At 72.8% G+C, this 22,688-nt stretch carries 25 protein-coding genes, 1 pseudogene and 1 riboswitch; of the genes and pseudogenes, 12 read left to right on the plus strand and 14 right to left on the minus strand.

Translation table 11 applies throughout. The annotated features are described in order from the left end of the window. The first annotated feature begins 129 nt into the window (after positions 1–129). The 6 genes and pseudogenes from rsfS to G567_RS28240 all read left to right on the plus strand — a co-directional run. The gene (rsfS, locus tag G567_RS0111440) at positions 130–537 is read left to right on the plus strand and encodes a ribosome silencing factor (protein ID WP_028930101.1); all 408 of its coding nucleotides are present in this window, start codon (positions 130–132) and stop codon (positions 535–537) included. Next, positions 534–1,166, plus strand: coding sequence for a histidine phosphatase family protein (locus G567_RS0111445; RefSeq protein WP_028930102.1), 633 nt, complete (start codon positions 534–536; stop codon positions 1,164–1,166). Before rsfS ends, G567_RS0111445 begins: the two co-directional genes overlap by 4 nt. Positions 1,167–1,168: 2 nt before the next feature. Next, positions 1,169–1,918, plus strand: a complete 750-nt coding sequence (octT, locus tag G567_RS0111450; protein ID WP_028930103.1) for a diglucosylglycerate octanoyltransferase — start codon at positions 1,169–1,171, stop codon at positions 1,916–1,918. Positions 1,919–1,926: 8 nt separating this feature from the next. Further along, a complete protein-coding gene (locus G567_RS0111455) occupies positions 1,927–2,778 on the plus strand; it encodes a DegV family protein (protein WP_028930104.1) in 852 nt (283 codons plus the stop codon). A 147-nt stretch (positions 2,779–2,925) separates the two neighbouring features. Continuing rightward, a complete protein-coding gene (locus G567_RS0111460; protein WP_245585633.1) occupies positions 2,926–3,768 on the plus strand; it encodes a ComEA family DNA-binding protein in 843 nt (280 codons plus the stop codon). 74 nt (positions 3,769–3,842) lie between these two features. Next, positions 3,843–5,915 (plus strand): annotated as a pseudogene (locus G567_RS28240) (ComEC/Rec2 family competence protein); the annotation flags it as partial. A gap of 249 nt (positions 5,916–6,164) precedes the next feature. Here G567_RS28240 and thrC read toward each other — a convergent pair. Next, entirely contained in the window at positions 6,165–7,430 is a 1,266-nt protein-coding gene (thrC, locus tag G567_RS33125; RefSeq protein WP_084796064.1) for a threonine synthase, read from the minus strand. A gap of 9 nt (positions 7,431–7,439) precedes the next feature. After that, positions 7,440–7,560: riboswitch (SAM riboswitch) on the minus strand. Between the two features lie 136 nt (positions 7,561–7,696). Here thrC and holA point away from each other — a divergent pair. Continuing rightward, complete coding sequence (gene holA, locus G567_RS0111470) at positions 7,697–8,686, plus strand: DNA polymerase III subunit delta (RefSeq protein WP_037056848.1); 990 nt, start codon at positions 7,697–7,699, stop codon at positions 8,684–8,686. A gap of 120 nt (positions 8,687–8,806) precedes the next feature. Here the strand turns inward: holA and rpsT are convergent, their stop codons facing one another. The 5 genes from rpsT to G567_RS0111495 all read right to left on the minus strand — a co-directional run bounded on the left by rpsT (position 8,807) and on the right by G567_RS0111495 (position 12,126). Then, positions 8,807–9,079 (minus strand): 30S ribosomal protein S20, encoded by a 273-nt coding sequence (rpsT, locus tag G567_RS0111475; RefSeq protein ID WP_028930107.1) that lies wholly within the window; start codon positions 9,077–9,079, stop codon positions 8,807–8,809. 112 nt (positions 9,080–9,191) lie between these two features. Next, positions 9,192–10,376, minus strand: a complete 1,185-nt coding sequence (locus tag G567_RS28245) for an MFS transporter (RefSeq protein ID WP_037056850.1) — start codon at positions 10,374–10,376, stop codon at positions 9,192–9,194. Positions 10,377–10,448: 72 nt separating this feature from the next. Next, a complete protein-coding gene (gene cynS, locus G567_RS0111485; RefSeq protein ID WP_186814179.1) occupies positions 10,449–10,913 on the minus strand; it encodes a cyanase in 465 nt (154 codons plus the stop codon). Between the two features lie 76 nt (positions 10,914–10,989). Beyond that, positions 10,990–11,187 carry a type II toxin-antitoxin system antitoxin gene (locus G567_RS0111490; RefSeq protein WP_028930109.1) on the minus strand — a complete coding sequence of 66 codons (198 nt, stop codon included), beginning with the start codon at positions 11,185–11,187 and terminating at the stop codon, positions 10,990–10,992. Between the two features lie 3 nt (positions 11,188–11,190). Next, positions 11,191–12,126, minus strand: coding sequence for an SPFH domain-containing protein (locus tag G567_RS0111495; RefSeq protein WP_028930110.1), 936 nt, complete (start codon positions 12,124–12,126; stop codon positions 11,191–11,193). A 172-nt stretch (positions 12,127–12,298) separates the two neighbouring features. Between G567_RS0111495 and mscL the strand changes: the two genes are divergently transcribed. Next, positions 12,299–12,754: a large conductance mechanosensitive channel protein MscL gene (gene mscL, locus G567_RS28250; protein ID WP_051232792.1), complete on the plus strand. Its 456-nt coding sequence runs from the start codon at positions 12,299–12,301 to the stop codon at positions 12,752–12,754. Between the two features lie 79 nt (positions 12,755–12,833). Continuing rightward, positions 12,834–14,675, plus strand: coding sequence for a translation elongation factor 4 (gene lepA, locus G567_RS0111505; protein WP_028930111.1), 1,842 nt, complete (start codon positions 12,834–12,836; stop codon positions 14,673–14,675). Positions 14,676–14,716: 41 nt separating this feature from the next. On the opposite strand, the gene G567_RS0111510 is transcribed toward lepA, so the two are convergent. Together G567_RS0111510 and G567_RS0111515 are read right to left on the minus strand one after the other, a co-directional pair. After that, a complete protein-coding gene (locus G567_RS0111510) occupies positions 14,717–15,169 on the minus strand; it encodes a MarR family winged helix-turn-helix transcriptional regulator (RefSeq protein WP_028930112.1) in 453 nt (150 codons plus the stop codon). A 114-nt stretch (positions 15,170–15,283) separates the two neighbouring features. Next, positions 15,284–16,249, minus strand: coding sequence for a zinc-binding dehydrogenase (locus G567_RS0111515; RefSeq protein WP_028930113.1), 966 nt, complete (start codon positions 16,247–16,249; stop codon positions 15,284–15,286). Positions 16,250–16,293: 44 nt separating this feature from the next. On the opposite strand from G567_RS0111515, the gene G567_RS0111520 reads away from it, so the two are divergent. Further along, entirely contained in the window at positions 16,294–16,485 is a 192-nt protein-coding gene (locus G567_RS0111520; protein WP_028930114.1) for a hypothetical protein, read from the plus strand. 4 nt (positions 16,486–16,489) lie between these two features. On the opposite strand, the gene G567_RS0111525 is transcribed toward G567_RS0111520, so the two are convergent. Next, complete coding sequence (locus tag G567_RS0111525) at positions 16,490–17,368, minus strand: Sir2 family NAD-dependent protein deacetylase (protein WP_028930115.1); 879 nt, start codon at positions 17,366–17,368, stop codon at positions 16,490–16,492. A gap of 68 nt (positions 17,369–17,436) precedes the next feature. Between G567_RS0111525 and G567_RS28255 the strand changes: the two genes are divergently transcribed. Continuing rightward, positions 17,437–18,039, plus strand: a complete 603-nt coding sequence (locus G567_RS28255) for a TIGR03086 family metal-binding protein (RefSeq protein WP_147200918.1) — start codon at positions 17,437–17,439, stop codon at positions 18,037–18,039. Between the two features lie 16 nt (positions 18,040–18,055). Here the strand turns inward: G567_RS28255 and G567_RS0111535 are convergent, their stop codons facing one another. Both G567_RS0111535 and G567_RS0111540 read right to left on the minus strand, forming a co-directional pair. Next, positions 18,056–18,850 (minus strand): enoyl-CoA hydratase-related protein, encoded by a 795-nt coding sequence (locus G567_RS0111535; protein WP_028930116.1) that lies wholly within the window; start codon positions 18,848–18,850, stop codon positions 18,056–18,058. Between the two features lie 28 nt (positions 18,851–18,878). After that, entirely contained in the window at positions 18,879–19,685 is an 807-nt protein-coding gene (locus tag G567_RS0111540; RefSeq protein ID WP_245585634.1) for a helix-turn-helix domain-containing protein, read from the minus strand. 87 nt (positions 19,686–19,772) lie between these two features. Between G567_RS0111540 and G567_RS0111545 the strand changes: the two genes are divergently transcribed. Beyond that, positions 19,773–20,174, plus strand: coding sequence for a PaaI family thioesterase (locus tag G567_RS0111545; protein ID WP_028930118.1), 402 nt, complete (start codon positions 19,773–19,775; stop codon positions 20,172–20,174). On the opposite strand, the gene G567_RS35460 is transcribed toward G567_RS0111545, so the two are convergent. The 3 genes from G567_RS35460 to G567_RS0111560 are packed head-to-tail and all read right to left on the minus strand — an operon-like array spanning position 20,146 to position 22,585. Beyond that, positions 20,146–20,748 carry a phosphoadenosine phosphosulfate reductase domain-containing protein gene (locus G567_RS35460; protein ID WP_084796066.1) on the minus strand — a complete coding sequence of 201 codons (603 nt, stop codon included), beginning with the start codon at positions 20,746–20,748 and terminating at the stop codon, positions 20,146–20,148. The genes G567_RS0111545 and G567_RS35460 overlap by 29 nt on opposite strands. Further along, on the minus strand, positions 20,745–20,912 hold the full coding sequence (locus G567_RS0111555) for a hypothetical protein (RefSeq protein ID WP_028930119.1): 168 nt from the start codon (positions 20,910–20,912) through the stop codon (positions 20,745–20,747). The genes G567_RS35460 and G567_RS0111555 overlap by 4 nt, the downstream gene beginning before the upstream one ends. Beyond that, positions 20,909–22,585: a nitrite/sulfite reductase gene (locus G567_RS0111560; RefSeq protein WP_028930120.1), complete on the minus strand. Its 1,677-nt coding sequence runs from the start codon at positions 22,583–22,585 to the stop codon at positions 20,909–20,911. Before G567_RS0111560 ends, G567_RS0111555 begins: the two co-directional genes overlap by 4 nt. Between the last annotated feature and the right edge of the window lie 103 nt (positions 22,586–22,688).

The raw sequence follows: 22,688 nt of genomic DNA on the forward strand, positions 1-22,688 counted from the left end.
TATCAGCGCCGTGGCCAGGCCTGTCCAGCACAGGGCCGCCCGGCGAACCCTGCGCGTCAGCGGCGCTGCGGGCTGGGACAATCGGGATGTTGCGGCGGTGAAGGACCGGTGCGGACGGGAAGGGGAACTGTGACGGCGACCGATCAGGCGCTCGATGTGGCCCGGGTGGCCGCGGTGGCCGCCGCGAACAAGAAGGCCAGCGACATCGTCGTCCTCGATGTGTCCGACCAGCTGGTCATCACCGACTGCTTCGTGATCGCCTCGGCGCCCAACGAGCGTCAGGTGCAGGCGATCGTCGACGAGGTCGAGGAGAAGCTGCGCGAGCACGGCGTCAATCCGACCCGGCGCGAGGGCGCCCGCGAGGGACGGTGGGTGCTGCTCGACTTCACCGACGTCGTCGTCCATGTGCAGCACGCCGAGGAGCGCGGCTTCTACGGGCTGGATCGGTTGTGGAAGGACTGTCCGCGGATCTCGTTCCCGGAGGCCGGTTCCGCCGACGCCGGCGATGCCGGTGGCAGTACGGGTGTCGCCGGGTGAGCGTCCGCAGGTTGATTCTGCTGCGCCATGGGCAGACCGGTCACAACCTGGCCGGTCGGATGCAGGGACATCTGGACTCCCAGCTCACCGACGAGGGCCGGGCCCAGGCGGTGCGCGCCGCCCCGGTGCTGGCCAAGTTCCAGCCGGTGCGGCTCATCAGCTCCGACCTGAGCCGCGCCGTCGACACCGCCCGCGAGATCGCGGCGGCCACCGGCCTGCCCATCAACCTCGACAACCGGCTGCGCGAGACCCATCTGGGGGAGTGGCAGGGCCGTTCGGTCGAGGAGATCGAGGACGACTGGCCCGGCGCGATCGCCACGTGGCGGTCCGACCCGAACTGGGTGCCGCCCGGTGGCGAGTCGCGGGTGCAGGTGGTCGCCCGCTCGCTGCCGGTGGTGCGCGAGCTCGACGCCGAGTTCGCCGTACCCGGCTGCGGTGACGAGCCGACCGTGCTGCTGGTCGCACACGGCGGGCTCATCGCCGGCCTGGTGTCGGGGCTGCTCGAGCTGCCCGAGGCCGTGTGGCCGTCGATCGGCGGGATCGGCAACGCCCGGTGGGCAGTGCTTGCCCGGCGCAGCGATCACCCGCGCTGGCGGCTGTCCGGATACAACGTGGGAGTCGCGGGGTAGAGGTGGCCGGGCCGGTCCTGCTCGTGCTCGCCGACTCCCTCGCCTTTCACGGCCCGGTGCGCGCCGAGCCCGCCGACGAGCCGCGGCTATGGCCCAATGTCGCCGCCGCCGCGTTGGGCGGACGCGCGGAACTGGTGGCCGGTATCGGCTGGACGGCTCGGCACGCCTGGCACGCGCTGACCCACGATCCCCGCGTCTGGTCGGTGTTATCCCAGGTCGACGCGTTGGTGCTCGGCGTCGGCGGGATGGACAGCCTGCCCTCGCCGCTGCCGACCGCGTTGCGGGAACTGATCCCGGTGCTGCGGCCCGAACCGCTGCGCCGCGCCGTCCGCTCCGGCTACCAACGGACGCAACCGGCGCTCAGCCGGGCGCTGGGTGTGTTGCCCGGCGGCGGCCCTGTCGCGTTGCCCCCGCGGCTCACCGTCGGCTACCTGGAGCGTTGCCGGCGCGCGGTGACGATGATCCGGCCGGGCATCCCCGTCGTCGCGATGCTGCCCTCGGTGCATCGAGCGCCCGCCTACGGCGGGATGCATCCCGGCCGGCGTGCCGCCGAGCGGGCGACGCGGGGCTGGGCCGCCGCGGCCCAGGTCGCGCTCCTGGACCTCCCGGCGCTGGTCGGGGAGCATGTGCACAGCGGTCGCGGTAACCCGGACGGCCTCCACTGGGGATGGGAGGCCCACGCGCGGGTAGGTGCGGCGCTGGCGGCGCGGCTCGCCGGACGGGTCCGCGACCGGTCCACGCCTCTGTCATAGGGTGGCTCGTGCCCGTCGCCGTGGTGACCGATTCGACCGCCTACCTTCCCCCTGGCCTTGCCGCCGAGCGCGGCATCCGCATCGTTCCGCTCGAGGTCCGGATCGGTGACCGGATCGGTCGTGACGGCGCCGACATCGGACCGGCGGAGCTGATCGCCGCGCTCGCCGACCGGTGCCTCGACGTGCAGACCTCCCGCCCCACGCCTGCCGCCTTCGCCGCGGTGTTCCGCGAGGCGCTCGACGCGGGGGCCAGCGGGGTGGTGTCGGTGCATCTGTCCCGTGAACTGTCCGGGACCTGGGAGGCGGCTCGGCTGGCCGCCGAGGGGGTCGGCGCGGGCCGGGTGCGGGTCGTCGACTCCAGAGCGCTGGCGATGGGACTCGGCTACGCGGTGCTCGCCGCGGCCGACGCCGCCGACGCCGACGCCTGCGAGGCAGAGGTCGAGGCGGCGGCGGCCGATGTGGCCGGGCGCTGCCGGGTGTTCTTCTCCGTCGACAACCTCGACCGGTTGCGCCGCGGTGGCCGGATCGGCGCGGCGGCCGCACTGTTCGGCACGGCGCTGGCGGTCAAGCCTCTGTTGCACCTGGCCGAGGGCCGGATCATGGCCCTGGAGAAGGTGCGGACCACCGCGCGCGCGGTCCAACGGCTCGTCGATCTCGCCGCACAGGCGGCGGGGGCGGGCGCCGACCTGGCCGTCCATCACCTGGGAGCCGCGAGCCGGGCGGACGAGGTGGCCGAACGGCTGCGGGAACGGCTGCCGGACGCGGCGCGGCTGCTGGTGTCCGAGGTCGGCGCAGTGATCGGTGCGCACGCCGGGGTGGGACTGCTCGGGGTGGTGGTGGTGCCGCGCCGGGACAGCTGACGCCCCCGGCCCAGCCTGCCATTCGGCACCGACGATTCCGGGCCGGCGGGTCGCGGGCTGGCCGGGTTGTCCCCATCGGGGTCCGGCTGTCCACAGTCTCCGACGATCTGGGGCCGCCGGGCATCCGCCGGCTCTAACGTCGGCGCCGTGGTTCGGTCAGGGGATGCCGGAGGGCGCCTCGCGAGCGTGCTGGGCGCGCTCGCGACGCGTCCGGAGCTCGCCGAGGAGTCGCCGACCGTGCCGCTGCCGATCACGGCCGCCCCGGCCGAAGCCCAGCGGGCCGGTGTCGGAACCCGGGTCGGGACGGCCATCCGCGGCAGGGCCGGTTCGGCCGTGCGCCGGTGGGTTCCGGAGGGCTGGCGTGGTGCGCGACTCGATCCCGGCCGCCCCGGCGCCGTCGCGCTGACGCTGGTCACGGCGATCGCGGCGATTGTCGCCGCGGTGGGGGTGTGGGTGGGCCGGCCCCGGCCGGAGCCGGTGCCCGCGTTGCCCGCGGCCGGTCTGGTCACCGTCAGCCCGGATCCGACCGGCGCCGCGGCGCCGGCTTCAGCCGATGCGGCGGCGCCGCTGGTGGTCAGCGTCGTGGGCAAGGTGGTTCGGCCCGGTCTGGTGCGGGTGCCGGAGGGGTCGCGGGTCGCCGACGTCATCGAGGTGGCCGGCGGGCCGCTGCCCGGGGCCGATCTCACCGCGACGAACCTGGCCCGCCGGGTCGTCGACGGCGAGCAGATCGCGGTCGGCGTGCCCGGGGCGCCCGACGGGGGCGGTGGCGCCCAGGGCGCAGGCCGGCCCGCAGCCCGCGGCAAGATCGACCTGAACCGGGCCACCGTCGAGCAGCTCGACGGGCTGCCCGGGGTGGGGCCCGTCACCGCATCGCGGATCGTGGAGTGGCGGACCCGCAACGGCCGGTTCAGCCGGGTCGAACAGCTGCGGGAGATCGAGGGCATCGGTGCCCGCCGGTTCGGTCAGCTGCGCGATCTGGTGACCGTCTGATGGCCGCGCCCGACGAGCCGCGGGCGCCCGTCGACCTGCGGCTCGTTCCGGCCGCACTGGCGGCCTGGGCGACGATGCTGCTCGGGCTGCTGGCCGGGACCCTCGCCGCTCTTGTCGTGACCGGCGTGGCGACCGTCGCGGCGGCCGCCGCCGCCCTGTTGACCCGGCGGCGCCGGTGGCCGGCCGCCGTGCTCGCGGCCGCCGGAGCCGCCGCCGCGGCCGGCGTTCTGGTGAGCACGCACGCGTTCCTGGTCCAGGGCCACCCGCTGGCGGCGGCGGCCGAGCGCGGTGCGTCGGCCACCCTGCGGGTCGAGCTGTCCGACGACCCGAGGCCGCTGCGCGGCGCAGGCTACGGCTCGCGACCCGGCGGCGTCACGCAGGTGCTGGTGCCCGCCGAGTTGGTCAGCATCCAGATCGGAGCCGAGACCTGGGTCTCCGCCGGCCGGGTGGTGTTGCTCGCCCCGCCCGAGGGGTGGGCCGAGCTGCTGCCCGGCCAGCAGGTCACCGCGGACGGGCGGCTCGTTCCCGCCCAGCGCCGGGACCTGACGATCGCTGTGTTGCGGGTGGCGGATCCACCGCGCGATATCGGCCCGCCCTCGTGGTGGCAGGGTGCGGCCGGAGTGCTGCGCGACGGACTGCGGGACGCCGCGCGGGTGCTGCCGGACGGCTCGGCGGGCCTGCTGCCCGGTCTGGCGATCGGCGACACCCGCGGGGTCCCAGCCGAGGTGGAGGAGGATTTCCGCGCCGCCGGGCTCACCCATCTGACGGCCGTCAGCGGCGCAAATCTCGCGATCATCGGTGGTGCGGTGCTCGGACTGCTGCGGCTGCTGCGGGCCGATCCGCGGCTCGCCGCGGTCTGCGCCGGCGCGGCGATCCTCGGGTTCGTGGTGCTGGCCCGGCCGTCGCCGAGCGTGCTGCGCGCCGCCGTCATGGGCGGAGTGGTGCTGCTGGCCCTCGCGCTGGGCAGGCGCCGCTCCGCCGTCCCGGCGCTCGCCGCCGCGGCGCTGGCCCTGCTGCTGGCCGATCCGCGCCTCGCGATCGATCCGGGCTTCGCCTTGTCCGCGCTGGCCACCGCGGCGCTGGTGCTCGTCGCGCCGGGGTGGGCGGGCGCACTTCGCCGCCGCGGCGTGCCGCCCGGCGCGGCCGAGGCGCTGGTGGTGCCGACCGCGGCCGGCCTCGCCACCGCCCCGCTCATCGCCGGCCTCAGCGGCCAGGTCAGCCTGGTCTCGGTCGTCGCGAACCTGTTGGTGGTGCCCGCGGTCGCGCCCGCCACCGTGCTCGGTGTGCTGGCCGCGGCGCTCTCCCCGCTGAGCGCCCCGCTCGCCCAGGGGTGTGCCTGGCTGGCCGGGCCCGCCGTCGGCTGGCTGGTCACGGTGGCCGACCGAGCCGCCGCGGTCCCGGGAGCATTGGTGGCCTGGCCCACAGGGTGGGGCGGTGCGATGCTGCTCGCCGGTGTGCTGCTGGCCGCGATCGCCCTCGGGCGTTCGCCGCGGCGGCGCACGGTGCTGCTGGCGGCGCTGCTCGGGCTGCTGCTGGTGCTGGTCCCGACCCGGATCGTGCCGCCGGGCTGGCCACCCATCGGATGGGCCGTCGTCGCCTGCGATGTCGGCCAGGGCGACGCGCTGGTGCTCGCCACCGGCCGGCCGGGGCGGGCCGTGCTGATCGACGCCGGCCCGGAGGACGGGCCGGTCGACGGATGCCTTCGCCGGCTCGGGATCCGCGCGCTCGATCTCGTCGTGCTCAGCCACCTGCACGCCGACCACGTCGGCGGGTTGGCCGGGGCGCTGCGCGGGCGGGCGGCGGGCGCCGTTGCGGTCGGGCCGTCCCGACAGCCGGGTTGGGCGCTTGAGCTGGTGGGCAGGCAGGCCGCGGCGGCAGGCGCGCCGCTCGTCGGGCTGGTGGCCGGGCAACGGTTGGCATGGCCCGCGTTGACGCTCGAGGTCATCGGTCCGGCCCACCCCGCGGAGTGGGTCGATCCCGACGACGGCACCGCGGTGAATGACGGTTCGCTGGTCGTGCGGGCAGCTACCGCGGCGGGCACGGTGCTGCTCACCGGCGACGTCGAGCTGGCAGGCCAGGCAGACCTGCTCGCGGCGGGGATTCCGCTGCGCGCCGACGTGCTCAAGATGCCCCACCACGGCTCGCGCTACAGCTCCGCGGCCTTCCTGAGCGCCGTCGCACCGCGGGTTGCCCTGGTCAGCGTGGGTGCGGGCAACACCTACCGCCATCCGAGCCCGCATCTGATGGATGTCCTCATCCGGGCCGGGGTAGCGGTGCGCCGAACCGATCTGGCCGGCGACACCGCCGTCGTCACGGCGCGCGACAACGCCGGGACGGACGAGCTGACCCTGGTCAGCCGCGGCGACCCGCTACCCGCCCGCCGGCGCCGACGCCGCTCAGCCGCGCCCGGCCAGAACCTCGCGGACAGCCTTGGTGGTGGACGGCACGCTCGCGGTCGGGCCGACCTGACCGGACACTGCGTCGAGGGTCTTGAGTCCGTCCCCGGTGATCAGCAGGACGGTCTCGGCGTCCGGGTCGAGCTTCCCGGTTTCGATCAGCTTCTTCGCGGTCGCGACGGTGACCCCGCCCGCGGTCTCAGCGAACACGCCCTCCGTGCGGGCGAGCAGCCGGATCCCCTCGACGATCTCCTCGTCGGTGACGTGACCGACCGCCCCGCCGGTGCGGCGGACGACGTCGAGCACGTAGGGGCCGTCGGCCGGATTGCCGATGGCCAGCGATCGCGCGATCGTGTCGGGGCGGACCGGCGCGACGAGATCGTGGCCGTCCTCGAACGCCTTCGCGACCGGCGAGCAGCCGGCGGCCTGGGCGCCGAACACCCGATACCCGGTGGGCTCGACCAGACCCAGCGAGGCGAACTCGGTGAAGCCCTTGTCCACCTTGGTCAGCTGCGAGCCCGACGCCACCGGGACGACGATCTGGTCGGGCAGCCGCCAGCCGAGCTGCTCGGCCACCTCGTATCCCAGGGTCTTGGAACCCTCGGCGTAGTACGGCCGGACGTTGACGTTCACGAACGCCCAGTCGTCATGTTCGGCGGCGAGCTCGGTGGCGAGCCGGTTCACGTCGTCGTAGGTGCCGTCCACGGCGATCAGGGTGCCGCCGTAGACGGCGGTGGTGAGGATCTTGGCCGGTTCCAGAGAGGAGGGGATGAGGACGACCGAGTCCCAACCCGCCCTGGCCGCCGCGGCGGCGACCGCATTGGCGAGGTTCCCGGTGGAGGGGCAGCACAGCACGGTGAAGCCGAGCTCACGGGCCGCGGCCAGCGCGACGGCGACGACCCGGTCCTTGAAGGAGTGGGTGGGGTTTCCGGTGTCGTCCTTCACCCACAGCTTCCGTACGTCCAGCTCGGCGGCGAGCCGGTCGGCCTGGATGAGCCGGGTCAGCCCGGGCTCGGTGTTGGGGTGGGTCCGGACGTCGGAGGGAACCGGCAGCAGATGGCGGTAGCGCCAGATCGACTTCGGGCCGGCCTCGATCGACTCGCGGGTGACCCCGGCGAACTCGTAGGCGACCTCGAGCGGGCCGAAGCACTGCGGGCAGGCGAACTCGGCGGCGAGTGCGGTCCGATGGCCGCACTCGCGGCAGGAGAGGGCACGAGCGGGCCCGAGATCGAGAGCGGTGGCCTGGACGTCGGCAGTCAGTGTCATCGTGAGGTCTCCTCATCTTCCCCGCGCGCTGCGGGTCGGAATTGGCACCGTGATCGTCGCGCGCGATGCTCGCGCGACGCCGGTTGCCGGGGCTTCGTCGGGCCGTTCCCTCTGCCCCTCTGGATGAGCCATATGCGGTTGTCTCCCGGGTACCAACGGCGGGTCCGGCGGGATCGCGGACACGTTACGATACGAACGCCCGTTCCGCCCAGCCGGGGTTCGATATCCGGCAGCCGGATCACCTCCCCGGGCGCCGGTGGGCCACCATGGCGAGCGTGACCCGCTGCGCTTCCGCACCGTCCGTCCCCGCACCGCTGCAGCTGATCGTGGGCGAGGAGGAGCTGCTGGTGGAGCGCTCGGTGCGGGCGGTGGTGGCCGCGGCGCAAGCGGCCGACCCGCAGACCGAGGTGCGCCGCCTCCGTGCCACCGACCTCACCCCCGGACAGCTGTCCGAGTATCTGAGCCCCTCGCTGTTCGACGAGGGCCGGGTGGTGGTGGTCGCGGGCGCGCACGAGGCGGGCAAGGAGCTGACCGCGGCCCTCACCCGCTACGCCGCCGAACCCGCCGAGCGCATCGTGCTGATCGTCCTGCACCCCGGCGGGGCGCGCGGCAAGTCGCTCGCCGACGATCTGCGCAAGGTGGGCGCCGTGCTGACTCGCTGTGAGCGACTCACCCGTCAGGAGGAGCGGGTCGGTTTCGTCCGGGACGAGGTACGCCGTCTCGGCGGGAAGATCACCGGTGCCGCTGTCGCCGCGGTCATCGAGGCCGTGGGGTCCGACCTGCGCGCGCTCGCCGCCGCGACGGCGCAACTGGTGGCCGACACCGGCGGGGTCGTCGACGAGCAGGCCGTGCGTCGCTACCACCGTGGCCGTGCCGAGGTCTCGGGATTCGTGGTGGCGGACAAGGCCGTGGCGGGCGACCAGGCGGGTGCGCTCGAGGCGCTGCGCTGGGCGCTGGTGCTCGGGGTGGCCCCGGTGCTGGTCGCCGACGCGCTGGCCGACGCCGTGCGGACGCTGGCCAAGGTCGGTGCGGCCGGGCGGGGCGACCCCAACCGGCTCGCCGGCGTCCTCGGCATGCCGCCGTGGAAGATCCGCAAGGCCCAGGGGCAGGTGCGGGCGTGGCGTCCCGAGGGGCTGTCGACGGCGTTTGCGGCGGCCGCCGCGGTCAACGCCGACGTCAAGGGGGCGGCGGTCGATCCCGGCTACGCGCTGGAGCGGGCGGTGCGCCGGATCGTCGAGGCCCGCGGGATGCACTGAGCCCGTCGCGGGCGGTTCCGAGCACGCCGATGGCGCTGCCCCGCGGGAGTGGGCAGCGCCATCGGCGTCAGGCCGGCTCGGACCGGCCCTACGGGGAACTCGCTCCGGACCGGCGCGGGGTTACGCGCTCCCGACCAGGGAGTGGGCCCGCTTGGCCATCGCGGACTTGCGGTTGGCCGCCTGGTTCTTGTGGATCACGCCCTTGCTGGCAGCCTTGTCGAGCGCCTTGGCGGCGGCCTTCTGCAACTCGATGGCCTTGTCAGTGTCGCCGGCCTCGGCGGCCTCACGGAAGCGCCGAACCGCCGTCCGCACGGCGGACTTGACCGACTTGTTGCGCTGCCGGCGCTTCTCGTTGGTCTTGACCCGCTTGATCTGGGACTTGATGTTGGCCACGCGTCTGCCTCGAGTTCTTCCTGCCTGGGACGTTTACGGGGCTTCGGCGGCGCGACCCGGATCAGGGGCAGACCCGGATCGAGCGAGCACGCCGAACACTCGGCTGACCATGCTAACAGCGCTGCGGCGACGTCGGAGAACCGCCCCGGCCCAGGGGCAGGAGTGCGGCGAATGCGCCGACACCGCACAGCATGGCGGCCGCGATGGACCATCGGTAGCCCCCGGTGAGGTCGATCAGCGCCCCGGCTGCGGGCGGACCGAACAGCGCCCCGATCCCGCCCGCGGTGTAGATGAGCCCCACCAGGCCGCCGAGGCCACGCAGCCCGAACACCTCGGCGACGACCGCCGGCTGCAACGCGACCCAGCCGCCGTAGCCGACGCCGAGCACGGTCGCGAACACCAGCAGCACGGGAAACGACGTCGCCACCAGCCAGAACGGGAAGCTGACGGCGATGATCGCGTAGCTGATCTGGTAGGTGCGGATGCGGCCGATCCGGTCGGCGAGTCCGCCGATCGCGAGCCTGCCGGGGACGCTGGCCATGCCGATCGCCCCGACGAGGCCTGCGGCGAGCACCGGCGACACGCCGATGCCGCTGGCGAACGCGGGCAGGAACACGAACGGCACGAACAACGCGAGCGAGGCGAGCAGCGTCGAGGCGTAGAGCGAACGGAACGCGCCGGTGCGCACGAGGGCGCGCACCGGCAGCGGCGGATCGCCGTGCGCCTCGGGTGGGCGCTGCGCGACGGCGGCGCACGCCAGTAGCAGCAGCGCCCCGCCGAGGCCGAACACGACCTCGGTCCGCCGCCAGCCGTGGGCGTCGATGAGCGCGGCGGCCAGCGGCGCCCCGGCGAGGGTGCCGACCCCGATCCCGGCCACGGCGACGGCGAGCGCGATCCCGCGGCGCCGGTCGAACCAGCCGCTGACCGCGGCGACCATCGGTACGTAGCCGCACGCCACCGCGATCCCCACACCGAGGCCGTAGGTGAGATAGCCCACCCAGAGCCGGGTCACGGTGGCGGTCGCCAGCAGCCCGGCGGCCAGTGCCACGGCGCCGATCAGGAGCACCGGGCGGGGGCCGAACCGATCGGCGGCGCGCCCGCTGACCGAGCCGAGCACGAACCAGCAGAACGCGGTGAAGGAGAAAACGACGGACGTGGCGCCGCTCCCGCTGCCGAACTCCGCGGCGATCGGCTCGAAGAACGCCCCGAAGCTGTAGGCCACCCCGAACACGACACCCATGGACAGGAACGCCGCGGCGACGGTGAGCCAACCCCGGATGGAGTCGGTCTGGGCCATGAATGCGCAGCCTACGTACCCCTGTGAGTGCGTAACAGTGTTCTAACACTGTTACGCACTCACAGGGGGCGGTCACCACACGCGATAGGGCAGGAACTTGCCGTTCAGGGTGATCTTGACGCGGTCGCCCTTCGGGTCGGCGACCCGTTCGAGGTCCAGCTCGAAGTCGATGGCACTCACGATGCCGTCGCCGAACTCCTCACGGACCAGCTCGGAGATCGTCGCGCCGTACACCTGGACGACCTCGGTGAGCCGGTAGACGAGCGGGTCGGTGGTGTCGACGGCCTCGGCGCCGCGGACCGGCGGCAGGGTGAGCGCCTCGACGACGGCCCGGTCGAGGTCGAGCGCGGATCCGACCGCGCCCGCCTGCCCCGCGGTGAGCGTCTGCTGGCCCAGCAGCGCGGAGGTGGTCCACTCGACGGAGCGGCCGACCGCCTTGGCGAGTGCCTCCCAGCGCAACCCCAACCGCTGCTTCGCGGTGAGGACGGCGTGCGCCGCCTGCTTGCGGTCCAGCGGCGGAATGGGCGTGACGGACATCGATGGATACCTCCCGGCTCGTGCGCCCCGATTCGGTGGTGCTGCCGACGATGGTTCCCTACCCCGCGCGGCGCTGCTAGCTGTCCGCCTTCGGGCGGCCCCGCGGGCGCGGACCGACGGCGCCCGCGGGCAGTCGGCCCGCCTGTCTGAGCGCTTCCCGCAGTAGATAGTCGATCTGCGCGTTGGTGCTGCGCAGCTCGTCGGCGGCCCAGTGGGCCAGCGCGTCATGCACCGCAGGGTCCAGTCGCAGCAGGAAGCTCTTCCGGTCAGCCACGGATCACTGGTAGAGCGAGCCCGCGTTGACGATCGGTTGCGTGGCCCGGTCGCCGCAGAGCACGACGAGCAGGTTGCTCACCATCGCCGCCTTGCGCTCCTCGTCGAGATCGACGATCTCACGCTCGGACAGCCGGACCAACGCCATGTCCACCATCCCCACCGCGCCCTCGACGATCCGCTCCCGCGCGGCGACGACCGCCCCCGCCTGCTGGCGCTGCAGCATCGCGCCGGCGATCTCGGGGGCGTAGGCGAGGTGGGTGAGTCGCGACTCCACGATCCGCACCCCGGCCGACTCGACGCGCTCGCTGATCTCCATGGACAGCCGCTCGGTGATCTCCTCCGCATTCTGCCGCAGCGAGAGACCGGCGTCGTGGGCGTCGTAGGGATAGCTGGTGGCGATGTGCCGGACGGCGGTCTCGGTCTGGGTGTGCACGAACTCGACGAACGAGTCGACCTCGAACACGGCGCGGGCGGTGTCGGCCACCTGCCACACGACGACGGCCGCGATCTCGATCGGGTTCCCGTCGGAGTCGTTGACCTTGAGCACGTCGCTCTCGTGGCTGCGGATCCGGGTCGAGACCTTGCGCCTGCTGGTCAGCGGGTTCACCCAGCGCAGCCCGGAGGTGCGCACGGTCCCGGTGTAGCGGCCGAAGAACTGCAGCACCTTCGCCTCGCTCGGGGCGACCGTGGTGAGCCCGCGCAGCACGAGGGCGCCGGCCGGCACCCCGACGATGGCCAGCGCCCCGCCGATCGCCTCGAGGCCCGCGGCGGCCATGGCGAGCCCCCCGCCGCCGACCCCGAGAACGAGGACGACCCCGGTGAGCAGGCCGAGGAACCCGTTGCCCCCCATGGCGGGTCGCTCGCGGACGGCGGGCTCGGGCATCCGGACCGATACCAGTGGGAGGTCGGCCACGGGCCGGACGTCGTTGATGGTCATCGTTCCCCCTCTTCCGCAGCCGACGAACGCAACCGCTAGCGGAATGATATCAATTTTTCGGCGGCGACGGCCGATGGTCGGCGCAGATGTGGCAGGACGGAACGCGGTCGCGCATCATCTCCCCGCCGATGCCGATGATCCGGGCGTTCCGCCCGGAGGAGGGAAGTGCGAGATGAGAGGTCTCTGGTCGGAGTTCAAGGCGTTCGCGCTGGGCGGCAACATGCTGGACCTGGCGCTCGGATTCATCATCGGCACCGCGTTCGCCACCCTGGTCGACAGCCTGGCGGGCGACGTGATCATGCAGTTCGTCGCGGCGATCTTCCGGCAGCCCGACTTCACCCAGCTGGCGGTCACGCTGAACGGTTCGGAGATCCGTTACGGAGCGTTCCTCACCGTGCTGGTCAACTTCCTGCTGCTGGCCCTGGTGCTGTTCGGGCTGGTCAAGCTGCTGAAGAAGATCGGGCTCGGGAACTTCCGGGCCCAGGGCAGCCACGAGTGCCCGTACTGCAAGGAGTTCGTGCCGATCGACGCGGTCAAGTGCAAGTGGTGCACCGCCGACATCGAACCGGGGCAGGCGGAGGACGAGGACCTGAAGCTGGTCGCCGACCGGCAGCGCACCGCGGAGTAAGGGCCGGCGCCCGTACCTGCGAGGCCCGACGGGCGGCGTGGGACGATGGAACCGAACCCGCGCCTGAATGGAATCGTGAGTGACGACGTACGCCGACCGCACGTTCACCCCGCCGGAGCGCATCCGGAACTTCTGCATCATCGCCCACATCGACCACGGCAAGTCGACGCTGGCCGACCGGATGCTGCAGCTCACCGGGGTCGTCGAGGAGCGCGCCATGCGGGCGCAGTACCTCGACCGGATGGACATCGAGCGTGAGCGCGGCATCACGATCAAGGCGCAGAACGTCCGGCTGCCGTGGACCGTCGACGGCACCGACCACGTGCTGCACCTCATCGACACCCCGGGCCACGTCGACTTCACCTACGAGGTCAGCCGGGCGCTGGAGGCGTGTGAGGGTGCGATCCTGCTGGTCGACGCGGCGCAGGGGATCGAGGCGCAGACGCTGGCCAACCTGTATCTCGCGCTGGAGAAGGACCTGGTGATCATCCCGGTCCTCAACAAGATCGATCTCCCGGCGGCCGACCCGGACCGCTACGCCGCCGAGATCGCCCACATCATCGGATGCGACGCCGACGACGTGCTGCGCGTGTCCGCCAAGACCGGGCTGGGCGTTTCCGCGCTGCTCGACGAGGTCGTCCGGCAGGTCCCACCGCCGGTCGGCGACTCGAACGCGCCGGCGCGCGCGATGATCTTCGACTCGGTCTACGACACCTATCGCGGCGTGGTCACCTACATCCGGGTCGTCGACGGCAGGATCACCCCGCGCGAGCGGATCCGGATGATGTCCACCGGCGCCACCCACGAGCTGCTCGAGGTCGGCATCGTCTCCCCGGAACCCAAGCCGTCCGCGGGTCTCGGCGTCGGCGAGGTGGGGTATCTGATCACCGGGGTGAAGGACGTCCGGCAGTCGAAGGTCGGCGACACGGTGACGAGCCAACGCCACGGCGCCACCGAGCCGCTCACCGGCTACCGCGAGCCGCGGCCGATGGTCTACTCCGGGCTCTACCCGGTGGACGGCTCGCAGTACCCCGAACTGCGCGAGGCGCTCGACAAGCTCCAGCTCAACGACGCCGCCCTCACCTACGAGCCCGAGACGTCGGTGGCGCTCGGGTTCGGATTCCGCTGCGGCTTCCTCGGCCTACTGCATCTGGAGATCACCCGCGACCGGCTCGAGCGCGAGTACGACCTCGACCTGATCTCCACCGCGCCCAACGTCGTCTACCGGGTGATCCTCGACGACACCCGCGAGATCACCGTGACCAATCCGTCGGACTGGCCGACCGGTAAGGTCGCGCAGATCTTCGAGCCGACCGTCAAGGTGACGATCCTGGCGCCGTCGGAGTTCATCGGCGCGATCATGGAGCTGTGCCAGAGCAGGCGCGGCCAACTCGGCGGCATGGACTACCTGTCCGAGACCCGGGTCGAGCTGCGCTACACGATGCCGCTCGCCGAGATCATCTTCGACTTCTTCGACGCCCTCAAGAGCCGCACCCGCGGTTACGCCTCGCTCGACTACGAGGAGGCCGGCGAGCAGGAGGCGGATCTCGTGAAGGTCGACATCCTGCTGCAGAGCGAACCGGTGGACGCCTTCTCCGCGATCGTGCACCGCGACGCCGCCTACGCCTACGGCACCATGATGGCCACGAAGCTGCGTGAGCTCATCCCGCGCCAGCAGTTCGAGGTGCCGATCCAGGCGGCCATCGGATCCCGGATCATCGCCCGCGAGACGATCCGCGCGATCCGCAAGGACGTGCTGGCCAAATGCTACGGCGGTGACATCAGCCGCAAGCGCAAGCTGCTGGAGAAGCAGAAGGAGGGCAAGAAACGGATGAAGACCATCGGGCGGGTCGAGGTTCCGCAGGAGGCCTTCGTCGCGGCGCTGTCCACCGACTCCAGCGGGGACAAGGCCAAGAAGTAGCCCGTGCCCACGCTGCTGGAGCGGCCCGAGCGCCCGCCCCGCTAGATCCCCACCGGCTCCTCGGTCCGGCGGTCGGCGAGGAGCTGAAGGAGCTTGGCGAGCTGGGCGCGTTCGGGGGTGTGTGCGGAGCCGAGTGCTGCCCCGACCCGCCGTTCGACCCGCCCGCACACCCGCTCGACCAGCGCCCGCCCGTCCCTGGCGAGATGTACCAGCACTCTCCGGCGATCGACCGGATCGTTCCGCCGATAGGCGAGGTCGCTCGCCACCAATCGGTCGACCACTCTGGTCGCGGTGGGAGCAGGCAACGTGGTGTGTGAGGCGATCTCTCCCATACTGCATCCGCCGGTGCGGGCGAGCATCAGGAGGACCCGCCAGCCGTCCCGGCTGACACCCTCCGCCGAGGTGACCGGGATGAGGGCAGCGGCGACCGCGCGCTCGAGCCGGTCGAGCAGCTCGACCAGACCTGGTACTCGCGGCGCCGGGACGGTGGTCACCGATCCCGACGCCGATCGACAGTGTGGCTCAGACACGATGCCTGACTGTACTTGCTATGTCGAGCATGTGGGTGTCCCGCATACCAGACGCCTCGCCATACCCATCGTCCGGTCTCAGCGAGTAAACACGATCTTGCCGGCTGTGTTCCCGTCCAGCATCGCGCGGAATCCCTCCTCGGCCCGGTCCATCGGCAGCTCCAGCCCGACTTCCGGGGTGATGCCCGCCGCCGCGACGAACGAGAGCAGATCGGTGAGCTCCTGGCGGGTCCCCATCGTCGAACCCTCCACCCGCAGCTGCAGGAAGAACAGCCGCTGCAGGTCGGCGCCGGGGTTCGGGCCACTCGTGGAGCCGCAGACCACGATCGTGCCGCCCGGGCGCAGCGCCCGCATCGAATGCGACCAGGTGGCCTCACCCACGGACTCGAACACGGCGTCCACCCGCTCGGGCAGCCGCTCGCCGGACGGGAACGTGGCGTGCGCCCCGAGCTTGTCGGCGAGCGCGCGCTTCTCCTCGGTGCGTCCGGTCACCCACACCCGCATGCCGGCCGCCCGGCCGAGCTGGATCAGCGCGGTCGAGACGCCGCCCGAGGCGCCCTGCACGAGCATCGTCTGGCCGGGTCTGAGCCCGGACTTGGTGAACAGCATCCGGTAGGCGGTCAGCCAGGCCGTGCCCATCACCGCCGCGTGCACGGCCGAGATGCCCGCGGGCTTCGGGATCGCGTTGCGCGCCGGGATGACGACGGTGTCGGCGAACGTGCCCTGGTGCTTCTCGGTGAGCAGGGTGCGCCGGGGGTCGAGCGTCTCGTCGCCGCTCCAGCCCGGGTCGCCGATGATCGAGTGGATGACGACCTCGGTGCCGTCTTCGAGTGTCCCGGCCCCGTCGCACCCGAGGATCATCGGGAACTGGTCGGGCTTGATGCCCACCCCCCGCAAGGTCCAGATGTCATGCAGGTTGAGGCTGGCGGCGCGGACGTTCACGGCCACCCATCCCTCGGGGACCTGCGGGTCGGGGCGCTCGCCGACGGTCAGCGAATCAAGCGGTGCGTCGGCGTTGGGCTCTGCGGCGTACACGGCGAACATGCCAGGGACCCTAGTCGTGGCGGTGCCGGTCTACTGTGTGATGCGTGCGAGCGGTGGCCGACTGGTGGGACGCGGTGGAGCTGTGGGTGACCCAGCTCGCCTTCCCGTTCCAGGTGCTGCTGGCCGTGGTGGTCGTGCTGCCGCTGTGCTGGGGTGCCGCGGGCGTGGTCGACCGCATCGTCGACATGGTGGCGGGCCGGTGGCGGCGGGTGGTCCGCGGGCGCGAGGGCCGCTGACCCGTTATCCGCCCGCGCCGAGGGCACCGGCCGCCGCGGCGGCGACGACCGGGAGCACCTCGGAACATCCGCCGTCGACGAGCACGCTCGCGAACTCGTCGCCTCGGGTGCGGCCGCGGTTGACGATCACGACGGGGATGCCGCTGCGCTGCGCGTGGCGGACGAACCGCAGCCCGGACATGACCGTCAGCGAGGAACCGGCGACCAGCAGCGCACCGCCGCCCGCGTCCGGGGCCAGCCCGTCGACCAGGGCGTAGGCCCGCACCACCCGGTCCCGAGGGACGTTCGCGCCGAAGAACACGACGTCGGGTTTGAGCACGCCGCCGCACGCGGCGCAGGGCGCGATGCGGAAGCCCGTGGTGTCCTCGAGCAGCGCGTCGCCGTCTGGCGCGGTCTCGATCCGGGTGCCGGCGGCCGTGGCGAAACCGGGGTTCAGGGCGGCCAGCCGTTCCTGTAGCGCGTCGCGCGGGGTGACCTGCCGGCAGCCCAGGCAGACGACGTCGGCGATCCGGCCGTGCAGGTCGATCACCGCCCGGCTGCCCGCGGCCCGGTGCAGCCCGTCGACGTTCTGGGTGATCACGCCGCGGAGCACCCCGGCCCATTCCAACGTGGCCATCGCGCGATGCCCGGGGTTCGGCTGGGCCCGGCACATCCGGGCCCAGCCGACATGGCTGCGTGCCCAGTAGCGGCGTCGCGCGGGCTCACCGGAGCGGAACTCGTCATCGGTCATCGGGGTGCGGGCGGGCGAGCCGGGGCCGCGGTAGTCGGGGATCCCGGAGTCGGTGGAGAGGCCGGCCCCGGTCAACGCGACCAGCGGTCTGCCACCCAGCACGCCCAGCGCACGGTCGAGAGCGGGCCCGACGGCCGGGGCGGCGAGAGACACGATGCCAGGGTAAGCGGGTGTCGCGTTCCTACAAGACCGGTGCCGCGGGCGGCGGGCAAGCTCGCGGCATGGACCGTACCGATCACCTGCGCCAGAGCGTCGATCTCGCCGTCGCGACCATCCGGGCTACCCCCGTCGAGCGCTACGCCGACCCGTCACCGTGTGCAGACTTCACCGTCCGCCTGCTCGTCAACCACCTCGCCTTCGGGCTGCTGCTCGCCGAGCGTTCAGCGACCCGCGAGCCGTGGGACAAGACGTGGAGTTTCGACGACGACGCCCCGTTCCTGCGCGGCCTGCCCGTCGAGCAGTGGGCGCAGGCCTGTGCGCGGCAGGGCGAGCGCACCGCCGCGGCCTGGGCCGACCCGGCCGCATGGGACGGCGACTCGCACATGGGTGGAACGCCGATGCCCGCCGCGGCGATCGGCTCGCTGATGACGGCCGAGTTCGTGTTGCACGCCTGGGACGTCGCGGCGGCGACCGGCCGGGAGCTTCAGGTCCCGGCCGGGCTGGCCGCGGCCGTGCTCGACGGGGTCGCGGGCATCGCGCCGATGGGTCGCGACGGTGGCTGGTTCGGCCCCGAGGTGCCGGTGCCCGCCGAGGCTCCGGTCTTCGAGCGTGCGCTGGGGCTCAGCGGCCGAAACCCCAGCTGGCGAGCCCCCGTGAGTGCGTAACAGTGTTCTAACACTGTTACGCACTCACGGTCCAGGAGGGACTGCGCTTTTCGGCGAAGGCGCGGATCCCCTCCTGGCCCTCGGCGCCGGCGAAGAAGCCGGCCGACAGCTCCTGCATCTGCGCGAAGTCCTCGGCCATCGACGACGGACGCTCGCGGCGCAGCAACTCCTTGGTCGCGGCCAGCGCGACCGGACCGCCCAACCGCAATGCCTCGACGTAGCGGGCGACCTCTGCGTCGAGGTCGGCGGCGGGGACCGCGGCGTTGAGCAGGCCGATGGCCGCGGCGCGGGCCGCGTCGAACGTTTCGCCGGTGAGGAACAGTTCGTGCGCGGCCCGCGGCAGCAGCCGCGGCAGCACCGTCACCGAGATGACCGCGGGCACGACGCCGATCCGGACCTCGCTGAACGCGAACGTCGCCTCCTGCGCCGCGACGGCGATGTCACACGCCGCGACGAGTCCCACACCGCCGGCCCTGGCCGGCCCGGCCAGCCGGGCGACGACGGGTTTGGGCGAGGTCCAGATCCGTTCGAGGATGGCCGGGAACTCGTTGACGCCCTGGCTCTGCGCGCCCGCCCCGCGGGACTCCTTGAGGTCCATCCCGGCACAGAACACCCGGCCGGTATGGGCCAACACGATCACCCGGACGGCGTCGTCGGCGAGCGCGGTGTCGAGATGACCGAGCAGCTCGCGGCGCAGCTGGGCGGACAGCGCGTTTCGGTTGGCGGGGGAGTCGAGACAGATCGTCGCGACGGCGTCGGCGACGTCGAGATGGACGAGCTCACCAGCGGTGGACGTTGCGGGGGAGGTCATGTCCGGACCGTAACCGTGCCCGCGACCGTCAGCCGAACCGCGTGCGCAGGTACCGCGCGGTCGCGTCGTCGGCCGGGAAGAACGACTCGATGGCGATCTCCTCCAGCGTCACGTCCAGCGGTGCCCCCAGCACCGCGACCGTGCTGAACAGGGTCAACTCCTGGTCGGGATGGCACAGCCGCAGCGGCAGTACGATGCGGTCGCGCGGCTGTGCGGCGGGGTCGAGCCCCGCGTCGCGCAGGTAGCCGGTGAGCTCGGCCAGTAGCTCCGCCAGAGCCGGATCGGCCGCGCGCGCAACCTGCCTGCGCAGCCGCGACACCAGATGCGCGGCGTACTCCGCCAGGTCGGTGACGTGCGGCGCGAGCCCGTCCGGGTGCAGGCTCACCCGCAGCACGTTGAGGGGTGGGGCGAGCAGCCGCGGGTCGACCAGGTCCGTGAGCAGCGCGACCGCGCGGTTCCCGGCGACCAGGTTCCATCGGCCGTCGACGACGACCGCCGGATAGGGCTCGTGGCCGTCGAGGATGCGGTCCAGCGAGCCACGCACCTCGCCGAGCTCGGCGTCGGCGAGGCCGTGCTCGGTGTAGGCGGGTGCGAATCCGGCGGCGACGAGCAGCTCGTTGCGCCCGCGCAGCGGCACGTCGAGCTCCTCGGCAAGGTGCAGGACCATCTCCCGGCTCGGCCGCGACCGTCCGGTCTCGAGGAAGCTGAGGTGCCGTGCCGAGACGTCGGCCTGAATGCCCAGGTCGAGCTGGGTGATACGACGGCGTTGCCGCCAGGTCCGCAGCAGCGCGCCGAAGCCGGAGCCAGGCGCCGGGGCGGTCAGGACGGCAGTCACACCACCGAACCTACTGCGCTCGGGGCGGTCGATCGATGACCTCGGAGGTAATGGACAGCGGCGCATCGGACCGGGGAGGTTGCCGGTATGTCCACGGAGCTCACCGCCCAGCTGCACACCGCGATGCCCTTCACCGCCGTTCTCGGCGCCTCGGCGCTGGCGGCCGGGCCCGACGCCGTCCGGTTGCGGCTGGACTGGGACCCGACCCGGTGCACCGCGGGCGGGCTCCTGCACGGTGGAGCGCTGATCGGCCTCGCGGACGCGGCCGGGGGTTGGAGCGCGTTCCTCAACCTCCCCGAGGGCGCCACCGGCACCGCAACCGTCGATTCGACGGCGCATTTCCTGCGCGGGGTGAGCGACGGTCATGTCGAGGCGACGGCGCGGCCGCTGCACCGGGGCCGGACGGTGATCATCATCGACACCGAGGTGCATGACGCCGCCGGGCGGCTCGTCTGCCGAGTCACCCAGACGCAGGCGGTGCTGCGCTGAGGCCCGGCCGACGCCGGCCCGCGTTATGGAGCCATAACGTGCTGGGAACGTGGGTGGCTGGCACGTTATGGAGCCATAAGGCGCTGGGGCTGCGGGGGTGGCCGACGGCCTCGTGCGCGTTGTGGAGCCACGACGTTCGCCGGGCGGCGGCGTAGCGCTCCAGCAGCGCCGCGGCAACCCGCGGGTGGTCGCCCAGCGGATCGGCGAGCACCGCGGCAGGCTCGGCGGCCAGCGCCGCGGTGCGGACCCGGTCGAGCAGCCTGCCGGGCGTAGTAGATCGACGGCAGTTCGATTCCACGAGCCGCACGTCGTAGGTCGCGGCCACGGCGTCGCGGGTGCCGATGGTCTCGGCGAAGTGGTAGCCGGTGTCCAGGAACAGCACCTCGACGCCCGGCTTCGCCCTGGCCGCAAGGTCGATCAGCACGGCGTCCTGCATGTTCGAGGCCACGATGAACCGGTCCCCGAAGGTCTCCGCGGTCCAGGCCAGAACCTGCTCGGCCGTCGTGTCGGGGCCGAGTTCGGCGGCCCCGCGCTGGGCGAGCGCGCGCAGGCCCGACCGGGTCGAGTCGCTCACCGGACCACCTCCGGGACGCCGACGCCGACGAACGTGAGGGCGAAGGTCCGCAGGCAGGATGCGCAGTACCAGGCGCCGCGGGGCACCCGCTCGGTCGGCTCGGCGGGCCGCAGGTCCTGATCGCCGCAGTAGGGGCAGTGGTAGGGCACGAGGCGTTCGGTCATGTCAGGTCCGCCTCCTGCGCGCGGACGACCCACTGCGCGAAGCGCTCGGCGGGTTCGCGCTGCGCGACGAACCGGCGCACCACCCGCTCGATGTAGTCGCCCAGTTCGGCGCTGGTCACCTTGAGCCCGCGCAGCTTGCGGCCGAATCCGGCGTCCAGCCCCAGGCCCCCGCCCAGGTGCACCTGGAAACCCTCGACTCGGTTCCCGTCGGCGTCGGTGACGATCTGGCCCTTCAGCCCGATGTCGGCGGTCTGGGTGCGGGCGCAGGCGTTGGGACAGCCGTTGAGATGGATCGAGACGGGGACGTCGGGGTGCAGGTCGGCGAGGCGGCGTTCGAGCTCGCCGACCAGCCGGATGGCCCGCTCCTTCGTCTCGACGATCGCGAGCTTGCAGAACTCGATCCCGGTGCAGGCCATGGTGGTGCGCCGCCACGGCGACGGATCGGCGGACAGCCCGAGCGCGGCGAGCTCGTCGAGGAGCTGGCCGACCTGGTCGTCGGCGACGTCGAGCACGACGATCTTCTGCTGCGGGGTGAGCCGGACCCGGCGCGACCTGGCCGCCTCCACCGCCTTCGCCAGCCCGATCAGCGTGGAGCCGCTGACCCGGCCCGAGGCGGGGGCGACGCCGACGTAGTTGCGCCCGTCGACCTGCTTGTGCACCCCGATGTGGTCGACGGGACCCGCGGGGACGTCCGGGGCGGGGCCGTCGATCAGCGGCTGGCCGAGGTACTCCCGCTCCAGCACCTCGCGGAACCGGGCGGCTCCCCAGTCGGCGACGAGGAACTTGATCCGGGCGCGGTGGCGCAGCCTGCGGTAGCCGTAGTCGCGGAAGACCGCGACGATGCCGGCCCACACCTCGGGGACTTCGTCGAGCGGGACCCACGCGCCGAGCCGCTGGGCGATCTTCGGGTTCGTCGAGAGCCCGCCGCCGACCCAGACATCGAACCCGGGGCCATGCTCGGGATGCACCACGCCGACGAACGAGACGTCGTTGACCTCGTGCGCGACGTCCTGGTGCCAGGAGATCGCGGTCTTGAACTTGCGGGGCAGGTTGGAGAACTCGGGGCTGCCGATGTAGCGCTCGCGGATCGCCTGGATCGCGGGCGTGGCGTCGAGCCGCTCCGCTGCGCTGACCCCGGGGAGCGGCGACCCGAGGACGACCCGCGGGGTGTCGCCGCAGGCCTCGGTGGTGGACAGGCCGACGCCTTCGAGGTGCTGCCAGATCGCCGGCACGTCCTCGACCCGGATCCAGTGGTACTGGATGTTCTGCCGGTCAGTGACGTCCGCGGTGTCGCGGGCGTAGGTCTCGCTGATCTCGCCGACGGCGCGCAGCTGCTCGGTGGACAGCGCGCCACCGTCGATGCGCACCCGGAGCATGAAGTACCGGTCATCGAGCTCCTCGGGATCGAGCGCGGCGGTGCGGCCGCCGTCGATCCCCGGCCTGCGCTGGGTGTAGAGACCCCACCAGCGGAACCGGCCGCGCAGGTCGGACGGGTCGATCGAGTCGAACCCGCCGCGGGCGTAGATGGTCTCGATCCGGACCCGGACGTTGAGCCCGTCGTCGTCGCGTTTGGTCCGCTCGTTGGGGTTGAGAGGTTCGCGATGGCCGAGCTTCCACTGGCCTTCGCCGCGGGTGCGCGCGGGCTCGGGGGGTGCAGAGGTGGCAGGGGGCATGTCGGGGCCTCCAGGGTCGCGGCCGGCGCACGCCGCGACTCCTGATCGACCCAGGACCCGGCGCACCCGGCGCACCCGGCGCCGGGACGGTCAGTCCGTGAGA

Source organism: Pseudonocardia asaccharolytica DSM 44247 = NBRC 16224, from assembly GCF_000423625.1.
Taxonomy (GTDB): domain Bacteria; phylum Actinomycetota; class Actinomycetes; order Mycobacteriales; family Pseudonocardiaceae; genus Pseudonocardia; species Pseudonocardia asaccharolytica.

Coding starts and splice junctions, on each gene's coding strand:
- thrC (WP_084796064.1), bottom strand. CDS start 7,430: ATGACACTGACTGCCGACGTCCAGGCCACCGCTCTCGATCTCGGGCCC.
- holA (WP_037056848.1), top strand. CDS start 7,697: ATGGCGAGCGTGACCCGCTGCGCTTCCGCACCGTCCGTCCCCGCACCG.
- G567_RS28245 (WP_037056850.1), bottom strand. CDS start 10,376: ATGGCCCAGACCGACTCCATCCGGGGTTGGCTCACCGTCGCCGCGGCG.
- cynS (WP_186814179.1), bottom strand. CDS start 10,913: ATGTCCGTCACGCCCATTCCGCCGCTGGACCGCAAGCAGGCGGCGCAC.
- G567_RS0111495 (WP_028930110.1), bottom strand. CDS start 12,126: ATGACCATCAACGACGTCCGGCCCGTGGCCGACCTCCCACTGGTATCG.
- mscL (WP_051232792.1), top strand. CDS start 12,299: ATGAGAGGTCTCTGGTCGGAGTTCAAGGCGTTCGCGCTGGGCGGCAAC.
- G567_RS0111515 (WP_028930113.1), bottom strand. CDS start 16,249: ATGTTCGCCGTGTACGCCGCAGAGCCCAACGCCGACGCACCGCTTGAT.
- G567_RS28255 (WP_147200918.1), top strand. CDS start 17,437: ATGGACCGTACCGATCACCTGCGCCAGAGCGTCGATCTCGCCGTCGCG.
- G567_RS0111535 (WP_028930116.1), bottom strand. CDS start 18,850: ATGACCTCCCCCGCAACGTCCACCGCTGGTGAGCTCGTCCATCTCGAC.
- G567_RS0111545 (WP_028930118.1), top strand. CDS start 19,773: ATGTCCACGGAGCTCACCGCCCAGCTGCACACCGCGATGCCCTTCACC.
- G567_RS0111555 (WP_028930119.1), bottom strand. CDS start 20,912: ATGACCGAACGCCTCGTGCCCTACCACTGCCCCTACTGCGGCGATCAG.
- G567_RS0111560 (WP_028930120.1), bottom strand. CDS start 22,585: ATGCCCCCTGCCACCTCTGCACCCCCCGAGCCCGCGCGCACCCGCGGC.